The 18,119-nt window shown below is 38.2% G+C and carries 15 protein-coding genes and 1 riboswitch; of the genes, 11 read left to right on the top strand and 4 right to left on the bottom strand.

Annotated features, from left to right (window positions below; genetic code table 11):
* Positions 1-43: 43 nt before the first annotated feature.
* A riboswitch (SAM riboswitch) is annotated at positions 44-143 on the top strand.
* 243 nt (positions 144-386) lie between these two features.
* Both ACFX40_RS04335 and ACFX40_RS04330 read right to left on the bottom strand, forming a co-directional pair.
* Positions 387-1,016, bottom strand: coding sequence for a hypothetical protein (locus tag ACFX40_RS04335; protein WP_060746024.1), 630 nt, complete (start codon positions 1,014-1,016; stop codon positions 387-389).
* 53 nt (positions 1,017-1,069) lie between these two features.
* Positions 1,070-1,648: a YkoF family thiamine/hydroxymethylpyrimidine-binding protein gene (locus ACFX40_RS04330; protein ID WP_321191429.1), complete on the bottom strand. Its 579-nt coding sequence runs from the start codon at positions 1,646-1,648 to the stop codon at positions 1,070-1,072.
* A 511-nt stretch (positions 1,649-2,159) separates the two neighbouring features.
* On the opposite strand from ACFX40_RS04330, the gene ACFX40_RS04325 reads away from it, so the two are divergent.
* The 3 genes from ACFX40_RS04325 (at position 2,160) to ACFX40_RS04315 (ending at position 6,440) form a co-directional block, all read left to right on the top strand.
* Positions 2,160-3,503 (top strand): 5'-deoxyadenosine deaminase, encoded by a 1,344-nt coding sequence (locus tag ACFX40_RS04325; RefSeq protein ID WP_028407654.1) that lies wholly within the window; start codon positions 2,160-2,162, stop codon positions 3,501-3,503.
* A gap of 433 nt (positions 3,504-3,936) precedes the next feature.
* Positions 3,937-5,262 (top strand): NCS2 family permease, encoded by a 1,326-nt coding sequence (locus tag ACFX40_RS04320; protein ID WP_377254273.1) that lies wholly within the window; start codon positions 3,937-3,939, stop codon positions 5,260-5,262.
* A gap of 146 nt (positions 5,263-5,408) precedes the next feature.
* The gene (locus ACFX40_RS04315) at positions 5,409-6,440 is read left to right on the top strand and encodes a LacI family DNA-binding transcriptional regulator (protein ID WP_098332423.1); all 1,032 of its coding nucleotides are present in this window, start codon (positions 5,409-5,411) and stop codon (positions 6,438-6,440) included.
* 24 nt (positions 6,441-6,464) lie between these two features.
* On the opposite strand, the gene ACFX40_RS04310 is transcribed toward ACFX40_RS04315, so the two are convergent.
* Complete coding sequence (locus ACFX40_RS04310) at positions 6,465-7,022, bottom strand: shikimate kinase (RefSeq protein ID WP_013055659.1); 558 nt, start codon at positions 7,020-7,022, stop codon at positions 6,465-6,467.
* A 547-nt stretch (positions 7,023-7,569) separates the two neighbouring features.
* On the opposite strand from ACFX40_RS04310, the gene ACFX40_RS04305 reads away from it, so the two are divergent.
* From ACFX40_RS04305 to aroD, 3 genes are all read left to right on the top strand, one after another.
* Positions 7,570-9,000 carry an aldehyde dehydrogenase family protein gene (locus tag ACFX40_RS04305; protein ID WP_098332422.1) on the top strand — a complete coding sequence of 477 codons (1,431 nt, stop codon included), beginning with the start codon at positions 7,570-7,572 and terminating at the stop codon, positions 8,998-9,000.
* A 51-nt stretch (positions 9,001-9,051) separates the two neighbouring features.
* The gene (locus ACFX40_RS04300) at positions 9,052-10,809 is read left to right on the top strand and encodes a thiamine pyrophosphate-binding protein (RefSeq protein ID WP_028407658.1); all 1,758 of its coding nucleotides are present in this window, start codon (positions 9,052-9,054) and stop codon (positions 10,807-10,809) included.
* 66 nt (positions 10,810-10,875) lie between these two features.
* Entirely contained in the window at positions 10,876-11,661 is a 786-nt protein-coding gene (aroD, locus tag ACFX40_RS04295; protein WP_377237382.1) for a type I 3-dehydroquinate dehydratase, read from the top strand.
* Positions 11,662-11,699: 38 nt separating this feature from the next.
* Here the strand turns inward: aroD and ACFX40_RS04290 are convergent, their stop codons facing one another.
* On the bottom strand, positions 11,700-11,876 hold the full coding sequence (locus ACFX40_RS04290) for a YvzF family protein (protein ID WP_013081969.1): 177 nt from the start codon (positions 11,874-11,876) through the stop codon (positions 11,700-11,702).
* A gap of 199 nt (positions 11,877-12,075) precedes the next feature.
* On the opposite strand from ACFX40_RS04290, the gene treP reads away from it, so the two are divergent.
* From treP to ACFX40_RS04265, 5 genes are all read left to right on the top strand, one after another.
* A complete protein-coding gene (treP, locus tag ACFX40_RS04285) occupies positions 12,076-13,539 on the top strand; it encodes a PTS system trehalose-specific EIIBC component (protein ID WP_028407660.1) in 1,464 nt (487 codons plus the stop codon).
* Between the two features lie 15 nt (positions 13,540-13,554).
* A complete protein-coding gene (treC, locus tag ACFX40_RS04280) occupies positions 13,555-15,240 on the top strand; it encodes an alpha,alpha-phosphotrehalase (RefSeq protein WP_098966157.1) in 1,686 nt (561 codons plus the stop codon).
* A gap of 88 nt (positions 15,241-15,328) precedes the next feature.
* Positions 15,329-16,045, top strand: a complete 717-nt coding sequence (treR, locus tag ACFX40_RS04275; RefSeq protein ID WP_013055666.1) for a trehalose operon repressor — start codon at positions 15,329-15,331, stop codon at positions 16,043-16,045.
* Positions 16,046-16,402: 357 nt separating this feature from the next.
* Entirely contained in the window at positions 16,403-17,125 is a 723-nt protein-coding gene (gene pxpB, locus ACFX40_RS04270; RefSeq protein WP_028407662.1) for a 5-oxoprolinase subunit PxpB, read from the top strand.
* A complete protein-coding gene (locus ACFX40_RS04265) occupies positions 17,115-18,113 on the top strand; it encodes a 5-oxoprolinase subunit C family protein (RefSeq protein WP_208756062.1) in 999 nt (332 codons plus the stop codon). The genes pxpB and ACFX40_RS04265 overlap by 11 nt, the downstream gene beginning before the upstream one ends.
* Positions 18,114-18,119: the final 6 nt, after the last annotated feature.

The raw sequence follows: 18,119 nt of genomic DNA, 5'->3' as shown, positions 1-18,119 counted from the left end.
TAATATTTATCTTATCAACAATTATCAACAAAATTCGACAAACTTCTTATCAAGAGAGGTGGAGGGATAGGCCCTTTGAAACCTCGGCAACGGACTTTATAGAACCGTGCTAACTCCCACAAGCAGTGCTTGAAAGATAAGAAGAGACCAGGCTTACTAAAAATTGTGATCCCAACCTCTTCTTACAGGCACTTAGACACTGTAAGTGGAGGTTTTAATTTTATGACAAGAAGATGACATTTAGATAAAAAACAGCAGGTGAAATTACCTGCTGTTTTTATATGCTGTAAAATGATAAATAACCTACCAGAATTCCTAGTAAAAGTACTCCAATTGTAATACCAATAATCCACCACATCATTTTTTTCATTATTTATTCCTCTTTGTCAATTAACTATAGCTGTTGATCCGCCTGAAGCGCCGGAAGCTGTACCATAAACAGTTTGTCTTTTAATTCCGGCATTTTTAGCTGCAATTTTCCACTGCCAGTCAATTTGCCCGTACGCTCGATTATTTTGCACCCAAGATTTTGAACTCTTTTTTGAAATAGACACAAGGGGGTTTACATTTTTCGTGACGACGCCTCGTACACTTTTGACTGAAGTCACCGATGAGTTTTTCGTGTAATAGTCTACATACACCGTTAGTTTTGTTGTTGTAAATCCAGCCGCTTTATAAGAAGCCGTATAAGCTGCTGTTTTGAATAAAGGTGAAGCCGTTCTTGCTCCGTATGCTGCTGTGCTTGCAGCTTCGACCGTGCCGCTAGTCTCTTCAATATCCATTTTTAACGGAGATGAATCCTTTAGTGATTGTACAACTTTTTGTTTTTGCTGACGCGACAGTTTTGAAAATTCATACAGTGAACTTTTATCACTTTGCGCTTTCAAGAACTGCGTGTAAGAAGCAACCGTTAAATGTGCAGGGTTTTCACTAGCCATAACAGAGTTTGGCACGATTAATAGACATAATAATGAACTTATCAGGAAAAAAGAAAAAAACGTTCTATTTGTAGCCATATTTATATAAATCCTTTCTAGCATTCTATCTTTATAAACAGATAAGAAGTAATTTATCGTTTTGAAGAAGGACTGTGTGCTGACATATTAACTGTCATCACGACACGAGCTTGCTGTACAGATTTCATAAAACATTCGTATAGAGAAGCGAACACTTTGTCCACATCTCCTTCTAAACCTGTTGCAAAAGGCACGGTTTCGGCAAATACTCCCTGTTGTTTAACTGCGCCAATTCCGCTTTTGATGATGTCTACATAATGCGGCGTATCTAATGGATACAAAGAAAATTGAGTGGATACAGGAAACGAAGCACAAAGCTGTTGATTTGAAGACACGTTTTCTTTTGGTTTTATTTTTCTTTCTTCGAAATATTCTTCGTGCTGCCCTGTTGAAAACGTGGCATTCAGCACAATATGCTTTCCTGACTTTCCAGCACTTTTATAAACGGCTTGCACAACTTCAAATACGTCTTTGGCAGTTCCTTCAATAAACGTACTCACACGGTCCGTTTTTCGCTGAACTTTAGACATATCCACTTCGTTTAGTGCACCTAAAATAATATCGATGAAGTTATCACTCATAACGGAAAGCGTAAAACGACAGCCAACATTTATTTTTTCCAAGTTAATCACCCCTAAAATATAGATTTGTAGTTTTTTAATCATACAAATCATAAAATAACTTTTCTGTTTTGTATAGAAACAGAAGATAGATTCTTTATTTTTAGGAAATATTACATAGAAAAAACAAAAATAAATTGCATAACATGAAAAATAAGGGTGTTAAGAAAAGTCACATAATGAAAAAGAATAAAAAAACAATGTTAGAACTTCTGACAAAAAGCTGGTATATAGACTGAAAACACCATATTATAAATACAAGATCACATTATTCTCCTGCGATTTCGTATAACCTCTTGAAAAAGGGACTTGGGATTTTATCATAAATCCAACCTCCTAGCTGTATAATCAGCTAGGAATTTTTTTTACCCAAACTCTCTATCGCGCATGAGGTTACCTACACTTATTCAACTCAGAGCATACATCATATATATAAGATCAGTGTAAGAAAGATTGCTTGAAGATGTTAGTGTTCGGCTTGAGCTAGAAATAGATAGATGTTACGAAAGAGGGGAAAGAAGGTATGACGCACACATTAATTAAAAATGCAGAGATTATTACGATGAATGAGAAGAATGATATTATTTACGGTGACCTTTATATTGTTGGAAATCGTATTGCAGCCATCGGGAAAAACCTGCATCCGGAAAAGGTAGATAAAGTCATTGACGCAGCAAATAAAACGATTGTGCCGGGCTTTATACATACTCATATTCATTTATGTCAAACGCTTTTTAGAGGGCAAGCAGATGATTTAGAGCTGTTAGACTGGCTAAAGAAGAAAATATGGCCGCTTGAAGCTTCACATGATGAAGAATCTATCTATTATTCAGCCCTGTTAGGCATCGGCGAACTCATTCAAAGCGGGACTACAACAATTGTAGATATGGAAACTGTTCATCATACGGACTCTGCTTTTCAAGCTATATCTCAAAGTGGAATCCGAGCCCTTGCAGGAAAAGTAATGATGGATAAAAAAGGCGATGATCTGCCAAAAGCTCTGCAGGAGACAACGGCTGACTCGATCAAAGAAAGTGTAGAGCTGCTTGAAAAATGGCATAATTCAAATAACGGTCGTATTCGATACGCATTCTCCCCAAGATTTGTGCTGTCGTGTACGGAAGATTTGCTGCGTGAAGTGAGCCATTTATCAGCTGCATATAATGTTCATGTACATACTCATGCTTCTGAGAATCAAGAAGAAATTCGCATCGTAGAAGCTGAAACGGGTATGAGAAATATCATGTACTTAGATCATTTAGGATTAGCCAATGAACGCCTTATTTTAGCGCACTGTGTGTGGCTAAATGATCAAGAAAAGCAAATTATTAAGAATCAAGGAGTAAAAGTTAGTCATTGCCCAGGCTCAAACTTAAAACTTGCATCGGGAATCGCAGATGTGCCCGGTTTATTAGAGCAAGGTGTATTTTTAAGTCTTGGCGCTGACGGTGCTCCTTGTAATAATAATTTGGATATGTTCAACGAAATGAGGCTGGCCGCTACGATTCATAAACCCTCGCACGGACCAACGGCCATGAATGCAAAGCACGTGCTAGAAATGGCTACAATCGGCGGAGCGAAAGCAGTCGGGCTTGAAAAAGAAATTGGAAGTTTAGAGGTCGGGAAAAAAGCGGATCTTGCTATTTTAAATTTAAATCAGCTTCATACTTTTCCATCTTACGGCGTAGACCCTATTTCCAGAGTTGTGTATTCAGCAACGCGAGGAGATGTAGAATTAACGATGGTTGATGGAGAAATTGTGATGGAAAATCGCGTGTTAAAAACAATTGACCAAGGAATTGTATTGAAAGAAGCAAATCATTCGATTGATCGTCTTTTAAAAAGAATCCCGCTTTTGATTTCATAAGATGTAAAACAAAGAAGAGGCTGGAATAAAAGTATTTTAACAAAAGTAAAACTCGAATTATTAATCGGAGTTATTGATTAATAATTCGAGTTTTTTTGTTGTCAAGGTGAACGTAGGTTTCATCTGTTTATTTGTCTTGAGAATGGATTTATTTAGTTATGTCTTAATCTCTTTTTTGTATAAATGAGTAAAAAGAGTACTCTTGCAACAGACTAAAAAGATAAGAGAAATAAATTTTCAAAATTCCAAACTAACGGAAGATAAAAATTTTTATAATGATAGCGTTTTCTGCCTTTGCATATCTACAAATTAAGACTATAATAGGACAAAAGATTTTACTTTGCAACGTAAAATCCTCCTAAATCGTGTCTTTTTTAGGACATTTGAATAGGTAGGATTTTTTATTTTTTTTAGAAGTAGGGAGGCGCGCGTGTTGGAGCGTAACGGAATATTAGAGCGCTTGTTTAAACTATCAGAGCGCAACACAACACCAAAACAAGAAATACTAGCAGGACTTACAACTTTTATGACGGTCAGTTATATGGTAATTGTCAATCCCATTATCATGTCTGACGCGGGTATCCCCCGAGAAGCGGCTCTTGCAGCTACCATTTATGCCATTGTATTTAGTACGTTACTGATGGCCCTATGGGCAAATTTCCCGATTGTAACCGGTCCAGGGATGGGTTTAAATGCGTTTTTTACGTATTCAGTAGTATTAGGACAAGGATTGTCATGGCAAACGGCACTTGGAGCAGTTTTTATATCCGGGGTCTTATTTTTTGTTTTAACGGTAACAGGAATACGCGGAAAGATTATTGATGCCATTCCGAACGTATTAAAGTCTTCCATAGCAGTTGGAATTGGTCTTTTTGTTGCGTTTATCGGTTTGAAAAACGCTGGATTAGTTGTGGCAAACGAGTCTACTTTTGTAGGGCTTGGAAATGTCATGGATAAAGGTCCCTTACTGGCTATTTTTGGGCTGATATTAGCAGCTGTACTGATGGCTAAAAATGTAAAAGGTGCTCTCATTATAAGTATTTTTGCTACGACTATATTAGCGATGATTGTAGGAGTACAAGCAGTTCCTCATTCCTTGAAAGACGTCTTTTCAGCTACGCCGCCAAGCGTTGGAGAAACATTTTTTCAAATGGATTTAAAGGGTGCAGTTGCCTACGGCATTTTTTCAGTTGTATTTTCTTTCACCATCGTAGAATTATTTGATACACTAGCGACATTGATTGGATTATCTAAAAAAGCCAACTTGGTAGATAAAAACGGTAAAATTCCAGGTTTAAATCGCGCGCTTGCAGCGGATTCAATCGGTACAATGGCGAGTGCTGTTTTTGGAAGCACTGCGTTAAATACGTATATTGAAAATGCAACAGGTATTGCAGAAGGAGGGCGTACCGGCTTAAAGGCATTAACGGTTGCCATCTTATTTATATTTACCTTGTTTTTTGCACCGCTCATTCAATTTATCCCAAGCGTTGCTACTGCTCCAGCACTCATTATTATTGGTTCGCTTATGCTAAGTGACATTCGAAACGTTAACTTCGACGACTTTACCGAAGTTGTTCCCGCTTTCTTAACAATTGTCATGATGCCGTTAACCTACAGCATTGCAGAAGGTTTAGCATTCGGCTTCATTTCATACACAGCGATTAAACTGTTTACAGGACGCCGTCGCGAAATTCATTGGATGATGTATGTGATTACCATTGCCTTTTTTATCAATTTTTATATGAGTTCGCATTAGGAAGAAAAGACGTAGCCCCACGCTGCGTCTTTTTTTGTTACTGATTCCTTGTCAGAGAACATCGTGAAAGGATGAAGCTTTTCTTTTATTTTAGATAATTGTAAAATAATTATAAAAGGTGCGTTATAAAGGGTTGGTGGAATAAATTGAAACAAAGTAAACGCAAACGTGTAACCTTACAACAAGTGGCAGAACACGCGGGAGTATCTCGAGCTACCGCTTCGCTTATTGTGCGAAATAGTCCGAGTGTTTCTGAAAAAACAAGGGAAAAAGTTCTAGCTTCGATGAAAGAGTTAGGATATGTATATGACCGTATTGCAGCAAATTTAAGATCTCAAACTTCATCAACAATCGGAGTTATTATTACGGATATATCTAATACGTTTTTTACAGAATTGTTAATTGGAGTACATGAGGAGCTCGAGAAAGACGGATATACGGTGTTTTTAGGTACGACGTTTGATTCGGATAATCGACAGGATCAGCTGCTTTCTACGATGCTAGAGCATCGGGTAGGAGGCATTATTTTATGTCCTGTTGCGGGTACATCGGAAGACACGATAAAAAAAATTCAGCATTTAGATGTTCCTTCAGTACTAGCAGTAAGGGAATTGCCTGAAGTGGAGTCAGATTATGTAGGGGTAGATTATAGCTTAGGCGTTCAAAAAGCGGTTCAACACTTACTTGAACAGGGACACAAAAGAATCGCATTTTTAGGAGGAACAACCGGTTCTACAACGTGGAAAGAAAGAATGGAAGGTTACCGCTCGGCGCTAAAGAACGCAGGAATTTCTATTGATGAAGAGCTTGTTATTCCGAGCGGTCCGACAAGAAGCGGCGGTGTAGAAGCTGCACGTCAAGTGCTGGACATTTCTGAGCCTCCAACAGCAGTTTTTTGTTTTAGCGACTTAGTTGCATTTGGTGTTATGCAAGGTTTAAAAGAGAAAGGGATTGTTCCGGGAGAAGATATAGCGGTAGTGGGATTTGATAATGTCATGGAATCGTCCGTATGTCACCCTACTTTAACAACCGTCTCTTCTTTTGCAAGACAAATAGGAAAAGATGCTGCACGGTGTCTTCATAACCAAATTGTTGATAAAAAAGAACATCATCATCGCATTATTTTAACGCCTCAGTTAGTTGTTCGAGAATCGTCATCAAAAAAAAGAAGCAGTTAATGAACTGCTTCTTTTTTTGGTGAATTATTTAGACGGTTCGTAAATATCCCAAGCCATTTTCAAGGAATCAACAATATAATTTGCTACTTCTTCAATATCCAAATTGTCAGTTTCTACTTTGGAGTGGTGGTTGGAATAAATTGCTTGTCGCGTATAAAATAATTCTTCAATATCCTCGAGACTTCTTCCTTGTAAAACAGGGCGACTGTCAATAATGAGGCTGATACGCTCTTTCCATGAATCCCATGAAAGGTCTAAAAAGAATACAATACAATTTGATAAGCATATTTTTTGAATTTCTTCTTGAAGAAATGCGCCTCCGCCAACGGATATAATTTTTAAACGCTGTTGAGATAACTGGCTAATTACTTCTTTTTCTTTATTTCGGAAAAACTCTTCACCAAACTCTTTAAAGATTTGTGATGTAGGCATTTGAAACATTTTTTCGATTTCTTGGTCTATATCGACAAAATCTCTGTATAATTTCTTAGCGACTAGTTCGCCGATTGTTGTTTTACCTACGCCCATAAAGCCAATAAATACAATGCTTTTTTCTCTAAGAGACATCTCGCTGTAAGTCATTTTTCAAAGCCTCTTTCTGTTTTTAACAATAAAAAACTTATTATTTTGTATTTTAGTTATTAGAATTATAATACAAATTTTACTGTTTGTAAAAACAGTGAAAGGTATATTATGTCCTAAGAAGCAAGTATTAGCTCACGTTTATAGAATTTTTGTTAGTCAACAGATGGTGATACGCTGTAACCAAAATAAATAAGCAATAGTTAAGCTCGATCACAATCATAAATCTTCGTCATATTGACAGTACTGCTATCTTATACACTCCTATAGTGTATGTAAGAAAAAAGAGGAAGTGATTGTGAGACTACGTAAGCGAGTATAGGCAACCTGAACTCAGTATCAATAAATATTTTTAGAAAATTCTTTAATTTTCTATTGCTAGATTAAAATTTCTGTTGTAGGATTATGATAACGTTTACAAAACGAATTATTACTTTAAATCAATAGGATTTATAAAAAACTTTATTAAATTTTAGATCGATCTAAAAATAAAATTAGATCGATCTAAAAGAAGTAGTCAGGTCAATTTTTAAAAGGAGAGATCACAATGAGCTTTAGACGAGCAAGACCTTATGTAAATAAAGAATGGCTTGAAGGTAAACGATCAGCAGTAAGTATTAAAAGTCCGTATTCCCAGGAAGTAATTGGTGAGCAAATTATAGCAACGTCAGAAGATGTTGAACGAGCGCTATCAGCCGCTTATGAAGCTAAAAAAGCAATTGCGAGTCTGTCTTCTTATGAAAGGGCCAAAATTTTAAAAGAAGCAGCACGGCTTTTGGAAAAGCAAAAAGAAAAGTTTGCTTCTCTCATCTCAAATGAGTTAGGAAAACCGCTGAAGAATACGTTGGATGAAGTATCTCGATCTGTAGAAACATTAGAGCACTCTGCGGAAGAAGCAAAAAGGCTTATCGGCGAAACGATACCAGGAGATGCTTCCGAACGAGGGGGAAAAGCGATAGCTTCCACATTCCGTGTGCCTGTCGGGGTTGTTGCCGCTATTACTCCTTTTAATGCACCTTTGAATTTAGTATGCCACAAAATTGGACCAGCTTTTGCTGCTGGCAACAGTGTTATTTTAAAACCAGCTCCGCAAACAACCTTAGTTGCTACAGAGTTTATAGCTCTATTATTAGAAGCTGGAATGCCTGAATGCGCTATTAATATGGTTTTAGGGGGAGTAGAAACAGGACAGCAAATCGTAAAAGATGACCGTGTAAATATAATTTCTTTTACCGGTGGAACAGTGGCAAGCAGAAATATATGTGAACTGGCTGGAATGAAAAAAGTGCTTCTAGAATTAGGAGGAAATGCTTCAACGATTGTTCATGAAGATGCCGACATTAAGAAAGCTGCTGAAATGTGTGGGAGAACAGGGTTTAGCAACTCTGGTCAAAGCTGTATTTCAGTTCAGCGTATTTATGTACATGGCTCAGTTGTTTCTGAATTTACAGAGCTTCTGAAGAATGAGGTAACGTCTTTAAAAGTTGGTGATCCTCTGCTGCCGCAGACGGATGTTGGATGTTTAGTAGATGAAAAAGCAGCAAACCGAGTTTTGGCTTGGATTGAAGAAGCAGTCGATCTAGGTGCAAAGCTGATATGCGGCGGCAAAAAGACAGGGGCTTCTATAGAACCTACTGTTCTATTAAATCCTCCTAAACAAAGCAAAGTAGTGTGTCAAGAAGTGTTTGGACCTGTGGTGAGCATCATTCCTTATCAAGATATTGAAGAAGCTATTCGGGAAACAAACGATTCATCATTCGGTTTGCAAGCAGGGCTGTTTACAAATCAAATGGATTTAGCTTACCGTGTTGCTGAATCTTTAGAAGTAGGAGGAGTTGTGATTAATGGGACCTCTAATTTTCGACTCGACCATTGGCCGTACGGTGGGATAAAAGACAGCGGCGTTGGTAGAGAAGGACCTCGATTTGCGATTGAAGATATGACAGAAACAAAAATGATTGTCCTGCAGCTATCGTAGCTGAGTTTATTACCTGAAAAAATATATAGTGAATTTAAAGGAGGATATACAATGGAAAAATTAATATCACATCAGTTAGTAAATTATCTTGAGGAACGAGGCATCGAGCATATTTTTGGTTTGTGTGGTCATACAAACATAGCGGTACTAACAGCCTTAGAAGAAAGCGAAATTAAATTTATCAACGTTCGACACGAACAAATTGCAGCGCATGCAGCTGATGGCTATGCACGTGTGACGAAAAAAGCAGCAGTAGTATTAAGTCACTTAGGTCCTGGGTTAACAAACGCTGCTACAGGTGTAGCCAACGCAGCGTTAGATTCAATTCCAATGGTTGTCATCGCTGGTGATGTTCCTACTCATTATTATGGAAAGCATCCGCATCAAGAGGTAAATTTACATGCTGATGCTTCGCAATATGAAATTTATCGTCCGTTCGTTAAGCGTGCATGGAGAGTTGACCGTCCGGATTTATTTCCAGAAATATTAGAGAAAGCATTTTTACTAGCGGAAAGTGGAAATCCTGGCCCCGTATTAGTATCTGTACCTATGGATATCTTTTCAAAAAAGATCGATGTTTCTTTATTTGATCGATTGCATCGCCAAACGAAATCTTTGCAAAAACCTTCTATCGATGATGAAACGGCAAAGAGTATTGTACAAAAATTAATTAAAGCCAAAAATCCAGTGTTATATGTAGGCGGAGGCATCCTATTAGCAGACGCAGCAAATGAATTAAAAGAGCTTGTGGATCACTTGAACATTCCGGTAGCCCACTCCTTAATGGGCAAAGGAGCACTTCCAGATGATCATGACTTGACTCTAGGGATGACTGGTTTTTGGGGCACGAAGTTTATTAATGAAAAGTGTCGGACTGCTGATTATATTTTAGCATTAGGAACAAGATTTGCAGAAGCAGATTCTAGCTCCTGGGAGCCGGAATATACGTTTGATTTTTCAAAAACAAAATTGATTCATATTGATATTGATCCTAGCGAGATAGGGCGTAATTATCCTGCCGAAATTGGTGCAGTAGCGGATTTAAAACAAGCCCTTAAAGTCTTAAATCGCGTAGCTAAACAGCTTATTCCGGAAGGAGTAAAAAATGAAGCATTAATCAAAGAGATTGCTTCTTATCGTGAAGAGTTTAAAGCTAGCAATGAAGAATATATTCACGACAATTCATTCCCAATGCAGCCGCAGCGAATTTTAAATGAAGTTCGTGAAGTCCTGCCGAAAGATGCCTATATTACTACTGATGTAGGGTGGAATAAGAATGGGGTAGGACAGCAGTTTCCAATCTATGAACCTGGAAGTATATTAACTCCAGGAGGTTTTGCCACAATGGGCTTTGGAGCGCCGGCAGCTTTAGGAGCAAAGGTAGCTCAGCCTGATAAAGTAGTTGTTTCTCTAGTAGGAGACGGAGGTTTCGGCCAGAATCCAGCTGTGCTTGCTACGGCAGCCGAAGAGAATATTCCGGTGGTTTGGATCATTATGAACAACTTTGCGTTTGGTACGATCGCGGGACTGCAAAAAGCACATTTTGGAACCACTCTAGGCACGGTATTTGAAAAAGATGGAGAGGTATATTCTCCTGACTTTGCAAGTATCGCTAAAGCTTATGGAGTAGAAGGTATAAAAATTCAATCAGCCGAAGAGTTTAAACCGGCACTTCAAAGAGCTGTTGCTTCTAATAAACCAGTTGTAATTGATGTAGCGATGTTAAACAATCCTGTACCAACGTCAGGACATTGGAACATCATGGATATTTACTCACCGGATAAGAAAGTACACCATGTATCTGTTTAACAAGTATGGAACAAATGCTGAAATGAAAACGGAATCATTTAACTTTGATAAAAAGGAGCTGTTCCTATGTTAGAACGAGGAGAAGGAGCTCATTCTCCGGCTATTTGTACGCCTTTAGTGGGCAAAGATCGCAAAGAGCTTTTAACGGAGCTAGCGGAAATTCTATTAAAAAAACCGGATATAATTGAATGGCGCTTAGATTTTTACGAAGAAATTGAAGATATAAACAGCGTCCTTTCTGCAGCTAAAGATATATATGAAAATAGCGAGCGCACGCCTATTTTGCTTACTGTACGTTCTCAAAAAGAAGGGGGACAGCCTATTTCCTTATCAGAAAAGGAAGTAGTAGCGATACTTGCAGAGGTATGTAAGCATCCATATGTAGCAATTATTGATTTTGAAGTATCAAATCAGCCAGAGCATATCCGCTATTTACGTGAAGTTTCCAAGGAAAATAATAAGAAACTTGTGCTTTCTTATCATAATTTTTCTTTTACGCCTCCTAAAACGGAAATTTTTAAAAGCTTATTTTTAGCTGAATTTTACGGAGCAGATGCAGCGAAAGCAGCTGTCATGCCTCAGAACAATCAAGATGTTTTAACTTTATTGGAAGCTACAAGAGAGGCTGAAAAAGAGCTCACCATTCCTCTCATTACCATGTCGATGGGAGGGTTAGGAGCTATTAGCCGGATCGTCGGGTGGATGTACGGATCTTCTGTTACTTTCGCTGTAGGGAAAAGCAGCTCAGCTCCTGGGCAAGTTCCAATTGATGAATTACGAAAAATAATTCAGTTAACAAAAAAAGTTACGGGTCCTGAGAGCCATTATTCCCATCAAATTGTTTCGATATAAAATAAAAAGCACAAGAGCATAGCATGCTCTTGTGCTTTTTATTTATCCTTTAAATGCATGGAAAGATACACCCGAGTATCTTTTTTGCGCTCGTACTTTGGATTAGCGCTTCGCGTATATTCTTTTGACTGATGTTCTATATGGTAGTTTTGTTCAAACTGTTTGATCGCTTCATTAATTTCTTCTTGTTTTCCCATTAATCTTACTTGCAGCATTGTAACGTCTCCTTCCATATACTTTGCTTTTTGACTATATCATGAAATGAAAAAGAAGTAATTTTATTTTTGTTGACGAACCTGTATATACAGGTTAGAATAAAAATATAAAACTTGTATATACAGGTTTGCGGTGAGATTTATATGGGGGATAGGAAATACAGGAGTAAAATGAAAACGGAAACAAGGGGGAAAAGACATGAATCGAGAATCTGTGGAGCGCATTGTAGAAGCCGTTGGCGGAAAAGAAAATATCTCTGCTGCAACGCATTGTGTAACGCGTCTTCGACTTGTTTTAAAAGATGAAGGTAAAGTCAATCAACGTATGCTAGATGAGCACGAATTGGTAAAAGGATCTTTTTCTACAAACGGCCAGTTTCAAGTTGTTATTGGTCAAGGCACGGTTGATAAAGTATATAAAGAAATGGTGGCGCTTACAGGGATAGGTGAACTGTCAAAAGAGGAAGTGAAAAACGAAGCGGCTAAAAACTTAAATCCGCTGCAGCGCGCAATAAAAACATTAGCTGACATTTTTATTCCCATTTTACCGGCCATCGTAACCGCGGGTTTATTAATGGGAATCAATAATGTATTAACAGGAGCCGGAATTTTTTACGATGATAAATCAATCGTAGATGTTCATACACAGTGGAAAGACTTCGCGAGCATGATTAATTTAATTGCCAATACGGCTTTTGCCTTTTTGCCGGCTCTTATTGGATGGTCAGCTGTTACGCGTTTTGGAGGAAGTCCTTTATTTGGAATTGTCCTTGGGCTCATGCTGGTCCATCCTGATTTGCTAAATGCCTGGTCTTATGGAGAAGCATTAAAAAAAGGAAGTATCGATACGTGGAATTTATTTGGTCTGCACGTTGAGAAAGTTGGCTATCAAGGGCAGGTTTTACCTGTGCTAGCTGCTTCGTTTGTACTGGCAAAAATCGAATTGTTTTTACGAAAACGAATACCGGATGGTTTTCAGCTTTTAATTGTAGCGCCTGTAGCTCTTTTAGTAACAGGGTTTCTCGCTTTTATTGTGATTGGTCCAATTACATTTGCAATAGGAAATGTTATTACAGGTGCAGTTGTATGGCTTTTTAAAACGGCTCCATTTATTGGAGGGCTTGTATACGGAGGCTTATATGCTCCTCTTGTTATTACGGGCATGCACCATACATTTTTAGCTGTAGATTTACAGCTGATTGGAAGCGTGGGAAGTACGTTCTTGTGGCCAATGGTAGCATTATCTAATATTGCACAAGGCTCTGCGGCTTTTGCGATAATGATTCTTTCAAAAAATGATGAGAAATTAAAAGGACTGTCTTTAACGTCAGGGATTTCAGCGTGGCTTGGCATTACGGAACCTGCAATGTTTGGTGTGAATTTACGCTTTAGATTTGCTTTTATTTCTGCAGTGATTGGTTCAGCTATTGCAGGTGTCGTCATATCCGTGGCGGGAGTGAAAGCAGCATCGGTGGGAATTGGGGGTATCCCTGCTCCGTTATCAATTGTTCCACAGAGCTGGCCAGCTTTTATTATTGGAATGGTAATCGTAATTGTGGTGCCGTTTCTTTTAACGTTAACGCTTGGAAAGCTTCAGAAAAAATCAACCGTTACATCAACTGTCGCGGCTACAGAATCGTTTCAACATAATCCAAAGAATTAAATGGTGGTGTTAAAAATGCAAGAACCTTGGTGGAAAAAATCGGTTGTCTATCAAATTTATCCTAAAAGCTTTTACGATACGACTGGCAACGGCGTGGGTGATATAGCTGGTATTATTGAAAAGCTAGATTATTTGAAAAAGCTTGGCGTAGACGTTGTATGGCTAACGCCAATTTATAAATCGCCGCAGCGGGATAATGGATATGATATAAGTGATTATTTTGTTATTCAAGAAGAATACGGAACAATGGAGGACTTCGATCGTTTAATAACAGAAGCGCATAAGCGGGATCTTAAAATCATCATGGATATTGTCGTTAATCATACGTCAACTGAACATGAATGGTTTCAAGAAGCTAAAAAATCGAAAGATAACCCGTACAGAGATTTTTATATTTGGAAAGATCAAAAAGAAGATGGAAGTGCTCCGACGAATTGGGTTTCAAAATTTGGAGGTTCGGCGTGGGAGCATGATAAGCTGACAGAACAATCGTATCTGCATTTGTTTGATGTCACGCAAGCGGATTTGAACTGGGAAAATGAGCGTGTGCGCCGCAGCGTGTACGATATGATGACGTTTTGGTTTGAAAAAGGAGTAGATGGATTTCGTCTGGACGTTATTAACTTAATTTCAAAAGATCAGCGCTTTTTAGATGATGATGGTTCTATCGCGCCAGGAGATGGACGGAAATTTTATACCGACGGTCCTCGCGTTCACGAATATATGCGAGAAATGAATCAAGAAGTTTTTTCAAAATACGATAGCATGACCGTTGGAGAAATGTCGTCGACAACTGTTGACCACTGTATTCAATATTCTCATCCGGACCGGGGCGAGCTTAGCATGACGTTTAATTTTCATCATTTGAAAGTCGATTACCCAAACGGAGAAAAGTGGGCGCTAGCAGATTTTGATTTCATTAAATTAAAAGAGATTCTATCAACTTGGCAAACGGAGATGAATAAAGGAGGGGGATGGAATGCACTATTTTGGTGCAACCATGATCAGCCTCGCGTTGTTTCCCGCTATGGAAACGATGAACTCTATCATAATAAATCTGCCAAAATGCTCGCTGCAACGATTCATCTGATGCAGGGAACACCTTATATTTATCAAGGGGAAGAAATAGGTATGACAAACCCGAAGTTTTCTTCTATTGATGAATATAGAGATGTGGAGTCATTAAATGTGTATGAGATAAAACGTGCACAGGGAATGGACGAAAATGAAATTTTGGAGATTTTAAAACATAAATCAAGAGATAATTCCCGTACACCGGTGCAATGGAGCGATGAGCATAATGCAGGTTTTACAAAAGGAAAGCCGTGGATTAATCCAGCCGATAACTATCGTGAAATTAATGTAGAAAAAGCGTTAGATGATGAAGATTCAATTTTTTATTTTTATCAAAAGCTTATTGCACTGCGCAAGCAGTATGAGATTATCACCTATGGAAACTATGAATTGATTCTTGGAGAAGACGAGCAGATTTTTGCTTATATCCGAAATGGAGCAGATGAAAAGCTGCTCGTGATAAACAATTTCTACGGGAGTGAAACAATTTTTCAACTGCCAGAAAATCTAACTTTTGAAGGATATCATAGTGAAATATTGCTGTCTAACTACGAAGATTCATCAAAGGAATTAAAGCGAGTCTTGCTTCGGCCGTATGAATCGATCGTGTATCATTTAAAAAAATAGAGAAAAAAGTACAAAGAACGATGGGTGACAATCTATCGTTCTTTTTATACAATTGGGTATATATAGAAAGTAAAATAGGTGATGGCAATTGAAAGAAAATAAATTTATCAGCATTTACGAACAGTTAGTCGATAAAATTAAACGTGGTGACTGGCGTCCTAATACAAAACTTCCTTCTGAAAATGAGCTTGTTGAACAGTATCAAACGTCTCGTGAAACGATACGGAAAGCGTTAAATTTACTTTCACAAAATGGGTACATTCAAAAAATGAAAGGAAAAGGCTCATTTGTATTGGACGTATCACGCTTTGATTTTCCAGTATCAGGACTTGTTAGCTTTAAAGAAGTAGCGGAAAAGCTAGGACATACATCGACTACTATTGTAAAAGAGTTTGAATTAGTCAAGGCCGATCAAGATCTGTGCACACAGCTTGGGGCGACGAAAAAAGATCTCATATGGAAAGTAGTTCGAGCGCGTGAAATCGATGGAGAAAAAATTATTTTAGATAAAGATTTTTTTCATAAAAAGTATGTTCCTCACCTCACAAAAGATATATGCAAAGGCTCTATTTATGAATACTTAGAAAAAGATCTTGGGCTGAAAATCAGCTTTGCCAAAAAAGAAATTTCCGTTGACGAGCTGACGGACGAAGATAAGTGTTACTTAGATTTAAAAGACTATGAACATATTGTGGTAGTAAGAAACTATGTGTATTTAGAAGATGCAAGCCTTTTTCAATATACGGAATCACGTCATCGTCTTGATAAGTTTCGTTTTGTAGATTTCGCTCGCAGAGGTATATAATGGTTTACTGCCCATGAGTTTTTCCTTTTTGTACATGTTTACAAAAAAACTGCTTTGGTATAAAAAACAAAGCAGTTTTTTTATGGGGAAAATTGAAAAAGCGTGATCCTTTTGACGATAAAATTTTAAAAAGGTTGAATTTTTCTTTGGAGTTTGTTTTAGTAGAACATAAGATTATTTTATATTTATATAATGTTATCCATACAGGATAGGGATTTATTGTTCTTTTTTTTATTAGATATATAAGAAATTGTTATTCAAAAACAATAATTTCATTAGTAATTCTAATGGATGTATCTAATTACAGCATTAAAGGGAGCTGCTCAAACAATACTAAGTAAAAAAGGAGGAGACGGAATGAGCCACGATTATCGACTTTATCCTCTTGGTGACAGCGGCATTGTCGTTTCATTTGGAGACGAAATTAATTTCGGCATACATAAACGTATTCAGCAATTTACTGAGGTGCTAGAGCAATCATTATGTAAGGGGATGATTGAATATGTGCCGGCTTTTACAACAGTTACAATCTATTATGACCCTTGGATAATGAGTGAAAAAGGAAGAAGAAATCCTTACACAGCAATATCTACATATATTGAAGAGCTGCTTTTCCGCCAGGAAGAAAAATCTGAAGCGGTCGCTAGACAAATTGAAATTCCGGTGTGCTACGGAGGAAAGTACGGCCCGGACTTAGAGAGGGTAGCTGCTTTTCATTCATTAACGCCTGATGAAGTTATCTCCATTCATACAAATGGAGAATATTTGGTGTATATGCTAGGCTTTGCTCCTGGTTTTCCTTACTTGGGTGGGATGAGCGAAGAAATTGCGACTCCAAGAAAAGAATCACCGAGAAACAGCATCCCAAAAGGGTCAGTTGGCATCGCAGGAATGCAAACCGGCGTGTACCCAATTGAGACACCTGGAGGATGGCAGTTGATTGGGCGTACTCCTCTTACACTATTTAACCCCAAAAAAGATTCGCCAAGCTTGCTTCAAGCAGGTGATCGTGTCCGATTTGTTTCTATCTCTGAAACGGAATATGAAGCCCAAAAGGAGGTGGACGAAGATGAGTATTAAAGTGATACGTCCCGGTTTATTAACAACGATTCAAGATACCGGCAGACATGGATATCAAAAGGACGGCATGATTGTCAGCGGAGCAATGGACAAAGTTGCTTTAAGGATTGCCAACTTATTAGTAGGAAATCAAGAAAATCAGCCGGTTATTGAAATTACGTTAATGGGACCAAAAATTGAATTTCAGCAAGATGCTTTGATTGCCCTGACGGGAGGGGATTTATCGCCAACTGTTAATGATGAAGCCGTAAAGATGTGGCGGCCTTTATATGTGAAAAAAGGGAGCGTGCTACAGTTTGGTGTTCCGACTTTAGGGTGCCGTTCTTATTTATCGGTTTCCGGTGCTTTTAATGTTCCTGCAGTTATGGGAAGTACATCTACTTCACTTCGCGCTCGGATAGGCGGGCTGCACGGTAGAGCACTACAGTCAGGGGACGAAGTATTAAGCCGCCCTCCTACAGAAACGGGGGAAGCAATTATAAAGAAACTGATGAAAAAGCAAACGGACCGCTCTTTTCAGCAGGCTTTTTGGACGATTCATCCTAAACTTCTTCCTTCATACGAGACGTCTATTATCCGCACGATGAAAGGTGCGGAATTTGATTGGTTTACAAAAGAAAGTCAACAACATTTCTTTAATCAAGAATTTGACGTTACCCCTCAATCTGACCGCATGGGCTATAGGCTAAAAGGGAAGAAATTAGTCCTTGGTCAAGAAAAAGAGCTGCTCTCTAGCGCTGTGACGTTCGGTACGATTCAAGTACCAAAAGAAGGACAGCCCATTGTTTTATTAGCAGATCATCAAACGACAGGAGGATATCCTAGAATCGGACAGGTAGCAACTGCAGATTTTTCAGCGCTGGCGCAAATTTCTCCAGGAAAAAAGGTTTTTTTTCAAGCAATTTCACTGGATGAAGCGCAGCATTTATATATGGAGCAGGAAAAGAAAATAAATCATATTAAAAGAGCACTTCGAATGAAAATATAAGGAGAG

The organism is Priestia sp. YIM B13552, assembly GCF_042787775.1.
Taxonomy (GTDB): domain Bacteria; phylum Bacillota; class Bacilli; order Bacillales; family Bacillaceae_H; genus Priestia; species Priestia megaterium_E.
The sequence above is the reverse complement of the archived record's forward strand: the minus strand, read 5'-3'. Positions and strand labels throughout refer to the sequence as shown.

Coding starts and splice junctions, on each gene's coding strand:
- ACFX40_RS04335 (WP_060746024.1), bottom strand. CDS start 1,016: ATGGCTACAAATAGAACGTTTTTTTCTTTTTTCCTGATAAGTTCATTA.
- ACFX40_RS04325 (WP_028407654.1), top strand. CDS start 2,160: ATGACGCACACATTAATTAAAAATGCAGAGATTATTACGATGAATGAG.
- ACFX40_RS04310 (WP_013055659.1), bottom strand. CDS start 7,022: ATGACTTACAGCGAGATGTCTCTTAGAGAAAAAAGCATTGTATTTATT.
- ACFX40_RS04305 (WP_098332422.1), top strand. CDS start 7,570: ATGAGCTTTAGACGAGCAAGACCTTATGTAAATAAAGAATGGCTTGAA.
- ACFX40_RS04300 (WP_028407658.1), top strand. CDS start 9,052: ATGGAAAAATTAATATCACATCAGTTAGTAAATTATCTTGAGGAACGA.
- aroD (WP_377237382.1), top strand. CDS start 10,876: ATGTTAGAACGAGGAGAAGGAGCTCATTCTCCGGCTATTTGTACGCCT.
- ACFX40_RS04290 (WP_013081969.1), bottom strand. CDS start 11,876: ATGCTGCAAGTAAGATTAATGGGAAAACAAGAAGAAATTAATGAAGCG.
- treP (WP_028407660.1), top strand. CDS start 12,076: ATGAATCGAGAATCTGTGGAGCGCATTGTAGAAGCCGTTGGCGGAAAA.
- treC (WP_098966157.1), top strand. CDS start 13,555: ATGCAAGAACCTTGGTGGAAAAAATCGGTTGTCTATCAAATTTATCCT.
- pxpB (WP_028407662.1), top strand. CDS start 16,403: ATGAGCCACGATTATCGACTTTATCCTCTTGGTGACAGCGGCATTGTC.
- ACFX40_RS04265 (WP_208756062.1), top strand. CDS start 17,115: ATGAGTATTAAAGTGATACGTCCCGGTTTATTAACAACGATTCAAGAT.